This window comes from Melioribacteraceae bacterium, from assembly GCA_019638015.1.
Lineage (GTDB): Bacteria > Bacteroidota > Ignavibacteria > Ignavibacteriales > Melioribacteraceae > JAHBUP01.
Genome location: JAHBUP010000001.1, coordinates 2,731,959 through 2,745,018 on the forward strand (window position 1 = coordinate 2,731,959; position 13,060 = coordinate 2,745,018).

At 34.8% G+C, this 13,060-nt stretch carries 11 protein-coding genes; 7 read left to right on the top strand and 4 right to left on the bottom strand.

Annotated features, from left to right (window positions below; translation table 11 throughout):
* Positions 1–202 precede the first annotated feature (202 nt).
* The 3 genes from KF816_11820 (at position 203) to ppk1 (ending at position 3,996) form a co-directional block, all read left to right on the top strand.
* On the top strand, positions 203–1,255 hold the full coding sequence (locus tag KF816_11820; protein ID MBX3008699.1) for a ferredoxin--NADP reductase: 1,053 nt from the start codon (positions 203–205) through the stop codon (positions 1,253–1,255).
* A 73-nt stretch (positions 1,256–1,328) separates the two neighbouring features.
* Positions 1,329–1,820, top strand: a complete 492-nt coding sequence (locus tag KF816_11825) for a dCMP deaminase (GenBank protein ID MBX3008700.1) — start codon at positions 1,329–1,331, stop codon at positions 1,818–1,820.
* Between the two features lie 34 nt (positions 1,821–1,854).
* On the top strand, positions 1,855–3,996 hold the full coding sequence (gene ppk1 / locus KF816_11830) for a polyphosphate kinase 1 (GenBank protein MBX3008701.1): 2,142 nt from the start codon (positions 1,855–1,857) through the stop codon (positions 3,994–3,996).
* Here ppk1 and KF816_11835 read toward each other — a convergent pair.
* From KF816_11835 to KF816_11850, 4 genes are read right to left on the bottom strand one after another with little or no spacing between them, the layout of a single operon-like run.
* The gene (locus tag KF816_11835; protein MBX3008702.1) at positions 3,993–4,772 is read right to left on the bottom strand and encodes a transporter; all 780 of its coding nucleotides are present in this window, start codon (positions 4,770–4,772) and stop codon (positions 3,993–3,995) included. The two genes, ppk1 and KF816_11835, sit on opposite strands and share 4 nt — an antisense overlap.
* Positions 4,765–6,186, bottom strand: a complete 1,422-nt coding sequence (locus tag KF816_11840; protein MBX3008703.1) for a ferrous iron transporter B — start codon at positions 6,184–6,186, stop codon at positions 4,765–4,767. Before KF816_11840 ends, KF816_11835 begins: the two co-directional genes overlap by 8 nt.
* Before the next feature lie 16 nt (positions 6,187–6,202).
* The gene (locus KF816_11845) at positions 6,203–7,000 is read right to left on the bottom strand and encodes a 50S ribosome-binding GTPase (protein MBX3008704.1); all 798 of its coding nucleotides are present in this window, start codon (positions 6,998–7,000) and stop codon (positions 6,203–6,205) included.
* Positions 7,001–7,010: 10 nt separating this feature from the next.
* Positions 7,011–8,024, bottom strand: coding sequence for a FeoA domain-containing protein (locus KF816_11850; GenBank protein ID MBX3008705.1), 1,014 nt, complete (start codon positions 8,022–8,024; stop codon positions 7,011–7,013).
* Between the two features lie 176 nt (positions 8,025–8,200).
* Between KF816_11850 and apbC the strand changes: the two genes are divergently transcribed.
* The 4 genes from apbC (at position 8,201) to KF816_11870 (ending at position 13,051) form a co-directional block, all read left to right on the top strand.
* Entirely contained in the window at positions 8,201–9,295 is a 1,095-nt protein-coding gene (gene apbC, locus KF816_11855; GenBank protein ID MBX3008706.1) for an iron-sulfur cluster carrier protein ApbC, read from the top strand.
* 20 nt (positions 9,296–9,315) lie between these two features.
* Positions 9,316–9,552, top strand: a complete 237-nt coding sequence (locus KF816_11860) for a NifU family protein (protein ID MBX3008707.1) — start codon at positions 9,316–9,318, stop codon at positions 9,550–9,552.
* Between the two features lie 29 nt (positions 9,553–9,581).
* Positions 9,582–10,337, top strand: coding sequence for a triose-phosphate isomerase (gene tpiA, locus KF816_11865; protein MBX3008708.1), 756 nt, complete (start codon positions 9,582–9,584; stop codon positions 10,335–10,337).
* A 125-nt stretch (positions 10,338–10,462) separates the two neighbouring features.
* Positions 10,463–13,051, top strand: coding sequence for a hypothetical protein (locus KF816_11870; GenBank protein MBX3008709.1), 2,589 nt, complete (start codon positions 10,463–10,465; stop codon positions 13,049–13,051).
* The last annotated feature ends 9 nt before the right edge of the window (positions 13,052–13,060 follow it).

Here is a 13,060-nt window from a genome sequence, read left to right on the forward strand (position 1 = left end):
GCAATCTTAAAATAATTTGATATTTCGATAAAAATACCTTGGTATGTTATTTGTAATCTATTATTTTAGTATTCAAGAATTAGTAGTACCCTCCTTTAATTACTACTATACTGCTATGGTTAGCCCTCAACCATGGCAGTTCTTTTTTTAAACCTTTTCTATTAGAACTATCCAACCGTAAAGGTTGTTCTGAAAGTAACTTATGAGAAACTACTACACACTTAATATCCAAAATATAATTAAAGAGACTAAAGATACTTTTAGCTTAATCTTTGATACAAGCGAACACAAGGAATTTTCATTTGAACCGGGTCAATTCATAACTCTAGTTTTCGATAAAGGGGACAATCTTGAGCTTAGGCGAAGCTTTTCTATATCTTCCTCCCCCACTGATTTGCCTCTATTAAGAATTACTATCAAGAGTGTGGATTCGGAATTTGGTTCTATTTGCAAAACTCTTAAGATAGGAGATAAGGTTCGTACATTCCCACCGGTTGGTAACTTTGTATTCGGGGAAAATTTTACTCCCGACAAATTATATGTTTTTATTGGAGCCGGCAGCGGTATTACTCCATTAATTTCAAAGATTCATCATCTCCTCAGAACAACATCAAATAAAATATTGTTGATATACGGAAACAGAGCTGAAAATGATATTATTTTTTTTGATGAACTTTCTGATCTTCAAAAAAAATTTTTAGATCGATTTAATATTATTCATACTTTATCTCAACCATCTGAAAATTGGGGACTAGCAAAAGGAAGAATTTCTGGAGATTTAGTTAAAAATTATATTCAACCTTTGATAGGGGAATTTGAAGAAATTGAGTGTCATTTATGTGGACCTCAATTATTAATGAAGAATACAATTTCTGCATTGCATGATTTGGGAGTTACTGACAAATCGATAAAAAAAGAAGATTTCATTTGCCAAATAACCCATGAAACAGATGAATATTTACCTGTTGATCGGCAGATCACACTTTTTTATAAGAAACAAAAATTCCAACTGACAGTCCCGGCTAACCACTCCATTCTTGAAACCGCATTAAGAAAGAGAATAAATCTACCCAATTCTTGCAACAATGGTTCATGCGGTACTTGCCGGGCAATATTGCTCTCGGGTAAAATATTCCTCAAAAATCAAACATGCCTCTCTGAAGAAAGTACAGACAATGGATTTTGCCTTACTTGTGTTGGATTCCCACTTACTGATGATGTGGTAATTTTTTATGAAGACCCATTCGATTTTTAACGAATTAATTGATTTTTTAATCAAATAAACTATATTTTCGTTTTTCATTAATATCATGGGTTAAACGGAATATATGTCCAATTCAAATAAGCGCCCCTCCTGGGATGAATATTTCTTAAAAGTAGCAATGCTAGTTTCTGAAAGAGCCACCTGTCCGAGAATGCACTGTGGTTGCGTGCTGGTTAGAGACAAACAAATATTATCTACTGGATATAATGGTTCCATTCCCGGCGATGATCATTGCGAAGATGCTGGTTGTATGGTTGTAGATAACCATTGCGTTAGAACTATTCACGCTGAAATGAATGCAATTTTACAATGCTCCAATCATGGGGTGAGCACCGAAAACGCAATAGCTTATGTCACAAATATGCCCTGCACAAACTGCGCTAAAGCATTAATAACAGCTGGTATTTCGGAGGTAGTAATCTTTTCTGATTATCATGATACTTTAGCGGAAAAGTTTTTCGCCAAAGCCGGTGTGAATATTAAGAGGCTGCAAATCCCAGATTCAGTAATCAGTTATGATTTGAACAAATTTTCATCAGCAAAAAAGTTTGAATGAGCAATAATCATTGATTTCCTTATAGGTAAATATCATGTCCTTCAAAAAAGAAACTTTACAGAAATATCTCAAACCAGATTACTTCTTCAGCAGAGAATTAAGCTGGCTCGAATTTAATAGAAGAGTATTAGTAGAAGCTCTCAATCCAAAATTACCACTTCTAGATCGTATCAAATTTATCTCAATATTTTTCTCCAATCTCGATGAATTTTTTATGATTCGGGTTTCCGGCTTAAAGGAGCAATTATTGGCGAGGGTTATTGACACTTCTTTTGACGGGTTAACACCTAATGAGCAATTAAAAATGATTGATCTTGAACTCAAACCGATGTTAGATAAATTGTATGATTATTATAAAAATATCATCCTTCCTGAACTTAAGGCAAATAACATCCTAATTTGCAATTTTGATGAATTGAACAATGATGAACGTAAAGTGGTTGATGAATATTTTTCCAAAGAAATTTATCCGGTATTAACCCCGCTTGCTTTCGATCCAGGGAGACCATTTCCATACATCTCAAATTTAAGTTTGAGCTTCGCTATTCTTATAAAAAAACCTAATGGCGACCGACATTTCGCAAGAGTGAAGGTACCTAGTCTATTTCCGAGATTATTGAGAATTGATCAGCTGACAAAAAAGACGAACAAAGCTGAAAGCGTTTCGGGCACCTATAAATATATTTGGATTGGTGATATAATTAGAGCAAACCTAAATCAATTATTTCCAGGTATGGAGGTGGTTGAAGCTTATAGATTTAGAATTACCCGCGACACCGATTTGGAGATTCAAGAAGATGAAGCGGATGATTTGCTCGAAGTAATTGAAGAAAATATTAAGCAGAGAAAATTTGGCTTGGTTGTGCGTTTAGAAGTTGAAAAGGAAATGCCCGAATACATGATTGAAACATTGATCGAGAATTTAGAAATTACATGGAGTGATGTTCATATAATAGATGGTAATATTGGGTTAAGTGATTTAATGATGCTATACGAATTACCGGTTCCACATCTAAAAGAAAAACCATATCATCCGGTAACTCCCGAATATTTTGAAGAAGGTGAAAATATTTTCTCGATCATTCGTCAGCAAGATGTTCTACTTCATCATCCATACGATTCATTTAATCCTGTTATTGATTTTATTAAACAGGCTTCGCTCGATCCCGACGTACTCGCAATAAAACAAACATTATATAGAGTTGGGAATAACTCTCCAATTGTTAAATATTTAATTGAGGCGGCTGAAAGAAAAAAACAAGTCGCGGTTCTGGTTGAATTAAAAGCACGATTTGATGAAGAGAATAATATTTTTTGGGCTCGTGAATTGGAGAAAGCTGGTGTTCATGTAGTGTATGGTCTCGTAGGGTTAAAAACTCATGCAAAAATGTCGCTGGTAGTTAGGCGAGAATTGGATGGAGTAACACGTTATGTTCATCTTAGTACAGGCAATTATAATACTTCTACTGCAAAACTTTATACCGATTTAGGTTTATTTACCTGTGATCCGGCAATTTGTTCAGATGTATCAGAAATATTTAATTATCTCACCGGTTATTCCGAACAGAAAACATTTCGTAAACTCTGGGTAGCACCAATTAATAAGAGAGATAAGTTCCTGGAATTGATTAAACGTGAAATCAAAAATGTTAAAAATGGAGGGAAAGGACATCTTATTTTTAAATTAAATTCATTAGTCGATCCTACAATTATAGCATCTCTTTATGAGGCTTCATGTAAGGGGGTTCGGGTTGATTTGATTGTGAGAGGAATATGCTGTTTGGTTCCTCAAATTCCTGGTTTAAGTGAAAATATTTATGTAAGAAGTATAGTAGGTAGATTTTTGGAACACAGCCGTATTTACTATTTCTATAATAATGGTACGGAAGATATTTACTGCAGCAGTGCCGATATTATGCAAAGAAATCTTGACCGAAGAGTTGAGACTACATTCCCCATCGAAGATCAGAACTTGAAAAATTATATTAAGTTTTCAATTATTGATACTTCACTTGCAGATAACCAGAAAGCGAGAATTCAATTGCCCACCGGGAAATATGTTTTTAATTACCCGGTTTATACCGAACGGGAGCTTAATCATCAAGAATGGATGATGAAAAAAAGCAGTGCAGGTATCAAGAAAATAGTGCCGAAGGAAATGCCAAAGAAAAATTAGTTTGGTAAACGGAAGGAAATTCCAATACCTCCATTAATTCTTTTCTCACCATTTGTTTGTGTGCTAACTGATAAATCCAGCTGTAGATTTTCTCTATGCAAATATGTAATCCCCGCATTTAAATTTTTACTTGTTATAAAACTTTTTGAATGCAAACTCCAGTATTCCACAAAACATCCAACTACTTGAGTAATACTAATACCCAGAGCCGAGGAAAAATTAAAGATGTTAGTATTCGTCTCGCTTTCGTTCAGCACACCAATATTAATTCCTAATGAAATTTTTTCAGAGATATCTTTATCGAATGATAAATTTAGAGAGGGTTCAATTCTGGAGGGACGCAATTTTTCATTGCCATAAGGTAATCCAAAAGTAACAATTACTGCCCCATTTGTAACTACATCTTGATCCCTAAAAATTTGGAATTTTGTACCGGCAAATAAGTTTTGAATGCCGGCATTTATTGTTCTTCTGTCGCTAGTAGTTGAGGATAAATATTCTCCACCAAATCTAAATTCAAAAAGTGAGTTAATTCCATATCTAAAAAGGGTACTTCCTATTGTTATATTTTCAACATCAACAGAATTAGCAAGATAATAATCCCGTGTGCTTTCATAATCAAATCCTATCTCAAATTGAAATGAGCCAACAGGTACAACCACCGCAGACTCTGTAATATCTGGTCTATCTGTAACCAATTCACTATTCTGGGCAAAATTATAAACTGGGAATAAAAATAATAGTATTAATATTTCTACTTTCAGTTTTCTAGCCAATAAAGATTCTCCAAATCTGAGCGACAAAAAATGTTATTACAATTCCCATTACAATCGGCAACAATGTTGAAAGAAGAGTCCATTTAATGCTTTTTGTTTCTTTATAGATAGTATAGATTGTTGTAGAGCAAGGATTATGCAATAAACTAAAGAGCATTAAATTAATTCCCGTTAATGTGGTCCATCCCCCTTGTTTAAGAATTTCAGCTGTACCGGTTACAGAATCAATCTCAAACATTACTCCGGTTCCCGCTCCGGCACCGGCAATGTTTGCTGATAAAACAGTCAGCATTAATATTGTGGGGATTACAATCTCGTTTGCCGGGATCGCAATTATGTAGGCTAAAAAAATTACTCCGTTTAATCCAATAAATAGTGCGAATGGATCAACCCATTTTATGAAATATTCGGCAATACTTATATCACTCACACTTACATTAGCTACCAGCCATATTATCATACCGGAAGGGATTGCAAATACAATTGCCCTCCAAAGGACAAATAAAGTTCTATCAATTAATGAAGTGTACAAAGTTTGTAAAATTCGAGGAGGTCTATACGGTGGGAGCTCAAGTGTAAATGCGGAGGCTTCCCCTTTCAATACAGTTTTCGAGAGTCCCCATGAAACAACGAGACTAAATACAACTCCAAGAATCGCAATAAATACCACAGCGGCCGCAGATACTATCCCACTCAAATAAGCAGGAACAGTTCCACCAATAAAAATAGTAGCTATTAATATTTGCGTTGGCCATCTTCCATTACATAGTGAAAAATTATTGGTAATTATTGCGATAATTCTTTCACGAGGAGAATCAATTATTCTTGTAGCAATAACACCAGCCGCATTACATCCAAAACCCATACTCATAGTTAATGCTTGTTTTCCATGAGCACCGACTCTTTTATAAAGATTATCCATATTAAACGCAACTCTCGGAAGATATCCAAAATCTTCGAGGAGTGTGAACATAGGAAAAAAAACAGCCATTGGAGGAAGCATAACGCTGATAACCCAAGCCATCGCAAGGTAAGCTCCATCAATAAAGAAACCGGCTATCCACCATGGAGTTCCTATACTTTTTGCAAAGTCATTAATTAATGGATGCAGGGTATCAACCAAAATTGAGGCGATGAAAGCCGAAGGAATATTTGAGCCCACAATAGTTACCCAAAACACAACGGATAGAAGTAAAAACATTATTGGAAAACCGGTGTATTTCCCGGTTACAAGTTTATCAATCGCTCTATCAAAATCGAATTTGGGTTTTTCTCCAATTTTTGAAACCACCTTTGAAGATATTCCCGCAGCTTGTTCATAAATAGATTCCATTATTGAATCATGAATATTCTCGCCGACCTTCCACCTTAAATTTGATGCAGTGTTCAAAACATCATTCCGCAGTTTAGCAATTTCACTATCGTTTAAATTATTCATTTAAAGAAACCAACTTTTCTTGATTTAATAGATTTGTTATTTCTCCTGATCTAACTGAATCAATCACCGATTGATCCCCTTCTAAGAGTCTTAAAGCAATCCATCTTGTATTTGGTAATCCAGGAAAAACCAGTTCCAATTTTTTAGTTAATTCAGCCACCGCGGAAGAAACATTTTTAATTTCTGATGTAAGTCTGCGAGGTATGCATTTATAATTACCGGAGGCTACTTCATAAATACTTTTTAATAATTCCTTAATGCCCACTCCTTGTCTGGCTGCGGCCATTATAACGGGTATTCCAAGTTCTCTTGCAAGTGCTCTATCATCAATATTAATCTTGTGCCGTTTAGCTTCATCAATAAGATTGACGCATAAAATAGCTCTATCGGTTATCTCTAATACTTGTAAAGTAAGATTCAAATTTCTTTCAAGTCGAGTTGCATCAGCTACAATTACTGTTACATCGGGTTGCCCAAATAGTATAAAATCGCGCGCTATTTCTTCATCAGTGCTGGTGGATAATAATGAATATGTTCCAGGCAGATCAACTATTTTAAATCTTTTTTCGGCATATATAAATGCTCCCTCAGCTCTACCAACTGTCTTACCAGGCCAATTACCAGTGTGCTGTCTTAAACCCGTTAGTGAGTTAAACACAGTGCTCTTTCCGGTATTTGGATTCCCAGCTAATGCAACAACATAATCAAAACTTGACATATCAATGCCAAGCTTTACTAAATTAGTCATATTGTGAGCGGGACAATTAGCGCAATTATCATTATTACTCATCAACTGCCTTTCACTTTTTTTTAATATATATTAGATTGGATTGCTCTTTCCGGAGCGCAATAATTGCCCCTCTTACTTCATATCCGGTTGGATCACCGCTCAGGCTTTTCAAAACCGCTCTAACTTTTGATCCTGGTACAATTCCAAAATCTAGTAACCTTCTTCGTTGTTGTCCCCTTACGGCTCTCGATATACCAATAATTTCAGCACATTCATCTTCTTTCAAAGATGTAAGTGTTTCAAAATTCTGCTGAATATTTTCTTTTTCAATAATTTTTTCAACAAGAATATTTGAAGCGAGAATAGGAGCTAAAATACAAACCTCCCCTTCTGCTTCAAATTTTATTTTATTCGAATTATTTTCTAGAACATATAACTGCATCCCCGGGAATAATCCTTGAGCTGTTAATTGGGCAAATACTTCTTTTGGTTCATCCTCAATATGTTTAATTCTGACGAATAAACCTTCTTCAATTAGATTTAATGTTACACCTTCATGCTTTGGGATTTCACCTAGTTCTGTAGGAATAGGATCGCCATGCGGATCTAATAAAGGATTTCCTAATTGGGCGGCTAACTTATTAGCCTCTTCATTCGAGATTTGATGCTCTTTCTCCTCCGCAATCTGGTGCCACTCAGTTTCTTTAACACTGGTAAAATCAGCGAGATATTTTTCCCACAATCTGTGGATACGAATCATACGAAGAGCGTAAACTCTTCCCTCCTGGGTTAAGTTTAGTTTGTTCGCACTGATAATAATTAATCCCATTTTTCCCATTTTAGCAGCTAAATCCATCACATCATTTTGACGAAGATGTAAATTGCCGGCGAGACTATCGATCGAACAATCCACTCCTTTATATTCACAATCATACAGATGCTTTAACGCATCTTCAATATTTTCTTTAGCGTTATCTTTATTGAATCGTTTAATGATGTAGTATAAACCATAGTCGGGATAAAAAACCCCTACAACAACCAGTAAAACAAGTGTTCCAATCAACAACGAAACTAATGGGTCCAATTACAATCCTCTTTTAATACAAATAATTTACAGTTTGAATATATGATTCACTTAACGTGAATGCAAGTTTGACTCTTTTCACCTAACCAAATAGGAAACGATTATTTAATAACTTTTGTTCTAATAAGTGATTAATAAAAAAATTACTATTTTTACGACCAATTTTAGGAGAAGTAATGTCTCAAATCTCAAAAGAATCTGTTTTGAAATCACTTTCAAAAGTTAATGACCCAGATCTGCATAAAGATTTAGTTTCTCTCAGCATGATTAAAGATGTTAAGATTGATAGAGATAATATATATGTGAACGTTGAACTAACAACTCCCGCTTGTCCCCTAAAAGATAAAATTAAAGAAGACTGTATAAATGCTATTAAATTAGATCATCCAACTGCTAAAGAAATAGAGATAAATATGACTGCACGGGTTCAACCTAGCAGTAGCCAAAAATTAAGTACCATACTACCGGGAGTTAAAAATACAATTGCAGTAGCAAGCGGTAAAGGAGGAGTTGGTAAAAGTACAGTAGCAGTAAATCTGGCTGTTGCATTAGCTTTAGAAGGTGCAAAAGTAGGTTTAATTGATGCCGATATTTATGGACCCAGTATTCCAATGATGGTAGGAATTAATGATAAGCCAAAAATTTTTCAGCATGCAGAAACTGCGAAAATGATGCCATTGGAAAATTTTGGTATTAAAGTTATGTCGATAGGTTTTCTTATTGATGATGACGCTCCGGTAATTTGGCGCGGACCAATGGCAAGCGGAGCAATAAAACAATTTATGAGTGATGTGCATTGGGATGAACTCGATTATCTTTTATTCGATCTTCCTCCGGGTACCGGGGATATTCAATTAACTCTGGTGCAAACTATTCCTTTAACCGGAGCAGTAATAGTTACAACTCCCCAGGACGTTTCAATTATTGATGTGAAAAAAGCTGTTAAAATGTTCGAACGGGTTAATGTACCAATTTTGGGAATAGTCGAAAACATGAGCTATTTTGTTGCGCCAGATACTGGAACCAGATATGATATTTTTGGAACTGATGGGGGTGTAAAACTTGCTGAACAATTATCGATTCCTCTTTTGGGTAGTGTCCCAATCAATCAAAACATTAGAGAAGGGGGAGATCGTGGAAAACCAATTGTATTTTCTCAACCTGGAAGTGAACAATCCGATAAATTTTTAGGAATTGCCCGAGCTGCTGCTGCAGAAATAAGCAAAATTAATCTGTCGGGAAATTCAAATTTGGAGATTGTAATTGAATAATAAATTTAATTGAGGATAGAATGAGTGACGCGTTGCATGAAAAGGTATTAAAAGCACTCGATACAATCCGCCCATACCTCAAAGCTGATGGCGGTGATGTTGAACTTGTAAAGGTAACACCGGAAGGTATCGTTGAAGTTAAATTGGTTGGGGCCTGTAGCGATTGTCCAATGTCCCAAATGACTCTAAGGGCCGGTGTAGAAAGAGCGTTAATTAAAGAAGTGCCCGGTATTAGAAGGGTTGAAGCGGTGAATTAGTTTTTACAAAAAAATAAATAGGAATAATAATGAGGAAAAAAGTAATTGCCGGCAATTGGAAAATGTTTAACGACTTAAACCAATCTGTTGAATTAGTATCAGGGCTTAAAAAAGAATTGGAAGGTAAAAATATTGATACTGATGTTATTGTTTGTCCCCCATTTACTAATCTTGAAACCGTAAATGCGGTAATTAAAGATTCTATAATTCAGCTCGGTGCGCAAAACATGTATTTTGAAGAGAGTGGGGCGTTTACCGGTGAAATTTCACCAGCCATGCTAAAAAGTGTTGGATGCTCATTTGTAATTTTGGGTCACTCCGAGAGAAGAACAATTTTCGGCGAATCAAACCAATTAATTAATAAGAAAATAAAAACTGCACTAAATTTCGGGATAAAACCAATATTTTGTATTGGTGAATCATTAGAACAAAGAGAAAATGGTACTACATTCAAAGTTATCGAAAATCAAATTATCGAGGGTTTAGCTGGAATTACCGAAACTGAGTTAGAAACTCTCATTATTGCCTACGAACCAGTTTGGGCGATTGGAACCGGAAAAGTTGCTTCCCCAGAACAAGCACAGGAAGTTCACAAATTTATACGTCAATTATTATCAAAAATATACTCCTCACAACTCGCCGAAAAAGTAATTATCCAATATGGAGGAAGTGTAAAACCAGATAATGCCAAAGAATTATTGAGTCAGCCCGATATCGATGGCGCACTCGTTGGTGGCGCCTGTTTGAAAGCAGATTCATTTGTAAAAATAATTATTTCGGCATAACTTATTTTCTTCGATTTTAGCTTAAAATGGGCTTCTATGAAGCCCATTTTTTTTCAAACTTTATTGATACCCCCCCCCACAATTTTGTATATTTGTATGATTTTTTTGAATTTTCTTTGAGGAATATGGCAGCCTATCTCCGGATTCTTTTAATAACTCTTTTAATTATTTCCGCATCAAATTATTATGCTCAAATAAAAATATCCAGTATAAAATCGAGCGAATCAGCATCGATTGATTCCTCGTTTTTTGATTTAAATTCAAAAAGAAAACTGATTTTGCTAAACACCGACTGGAAATGTTACTATGAAACAACTCCCCAAAATAAAATTACGCTTTCTGCGCCGTCCACATTCTCCGGTAGAAACTCGGTAATTTTCGAAAGAAAAGTTTTTATTAGTGAATATGATGTGAATGAATCTCAAATTGTGTTAGGTTTTTTGGGGATAAATTACAACGCCGAAATAAGCATTAATGGATTGAGCATTCATAAACATAATGGGGGTAATTATCCAATAAAAATTGCATTACCACGCGACATACTTAAGGCAGACCAAAATAACACAATTGCAGTCAAAATCTTTTCAAATTTAAATTCAGAGAACACTTTCCCTGTTGAACAGAGATTTATTTTTCCAAGTATCGGTTTTGGATTGTTAAGAATTCCCTATTTAAAAATCGTTCCGTCAACTCACATCACTTACTCAAAATATAACACACGATTTGATAACAATTACTCCAAGGCAAAAATTGATTTTAATGTTGGGATCGGGAATTCGAGTTTTGACAAAACAAAAGATGAAAGCATTACAAATACGTTTACGGTCAAAATTAATTTACTGAATTCTTCAAACCGCAGCTTATTGAGCAATACTGAAACAACTTTTAATTTACCCTCTTCAGTTGAGGATCATGAAACATTATTATCCTTGGAAGTGACAAATCCACTTTTATGGACTCCAGAAGACCCCAATATCTATGATTATGAAATATCCATCCACTCAAACAACCAGGTTGTTGATAAAATTAAACGTAAAATAGCATTTCATGAATTCAGCTCAGATTCTCATGGCTTAAAACTTAATGGTAAGGACTTTAAAATTAATGCGGTTACATATTACCTCAATGAAAATGAGTTATCAAAAAACAATTCTTTTACTGAGATATATAATAAACTGGCGTTAATTAAATCAACCGGATTTAACTCTGTACGATTCGCAAAATCATTTCCCCATCCCTATGCATTAAAGATTTGTAGAGAATTGGGATTGGTTAGTTTAGTTGAACTGCCTCTAAATTCTATTCCCGAAGAAATATTAGAAAAAAATGAATTCGGACTAAATTCAGCTCAACTAGTTAAAAGAATTGTAAATAATTATAAAGAGTATTCTGATGTATTGATTTTAGGTGCAGGCAGCGGTTTCCTTCCCAACTCTAATATAAATGAATCATTTATTGAGAAAGTAACAGCAGAGATAAAAAAGGCTGGTTATGTTTCCTACGCATCGTTCACTGGCGTTCAAATTGAAGTGATCCCAAATCTAGATTTGAAGGGAATCGAAATTTATTCGGCTTCCATTGCTTCGATAGAGCGGGTTCTGGGGACAGATGAAGATCCCCCTATCAGTCCCAATTTCTTCTTTAGTGAGGTTAATTACCCCAATTATTATGGCAGTTCATCCGGGTATATGGTTAAAAATTCTAGTGAAGCCCAGGCAAAATACTTTTCGGACATAATTGATCTTGCACGTAAATTTAAAATTAGTGGATTTGTTATTAATTCCTTCGGTAACTTTATTTCTCCATATAAATCCCTATACGCTGGAGCATTTAAAAAAGGGAAAAGCGAATTAGGAATAGTTGAAGACTCGAAACACTTAAGGAGTATTTCCCTAAAAGTAATTGAAGCCAAATTAAAGGATAGTCCAAAAATTACAATCCCAATCGGGACCTCGAAAAACAACAATCCCATTTTATTTATTCTAATTGCTTTGGGTTTATCCATAATGATGGCAATTCTAATTAATACCAGAAAAAAATTTCGGGAAGACTGCACAAGGGCACTACTTCGCCCCTATAATTTTTTTGCTGATGTTCGCGATCATAGAATTTTATCCAGCGTTCAGGCCTTCCTATTAATGTTCATTGAGGCAGGTGCCGCCTCCCTTTTATTTACGATTGTTCTATATTTTTTACGTTCGGATATATTGTTTGAGAAACTTTTAATTTCATTTGGAGAACCTGCTCTACTAGATAAAATGGTTTTTCTTGCATGGAATCCAGAAAAAAGCTTTTTAATTCTATTCATAGTTATAGTATTAAAATTTTTTGCTATTAGTTTACTCATAAAATTTGGATCTCTATTCATCAAAACAAAAGTTGAGTACTTGAGTATTCTTTATACAATGATCTGGGCAGTTTTACCATTTACGCTGCTCCTCCCTATTGAATTACTCTTATTCAAAGCACTTAGCGCTGATGGAATGACTGTTTATGTATTCGCTGCAATTTTTCTATTCTTTTTATGGCTAGCTCAAAGAATTATAAAAGGTATCTACGTAATTTTTGATGTACCAGCAATCCGGGTTTATGCTTACAGTTTACTTCTAATAATTTTTGTCTTAGGAGGTATAGTATTCAAATACCAATTGACTGATTCATTTATTTATTACATAACTAACTCATTTAAGCAATACAGCACAATGATATTGTAGAGGGAATAA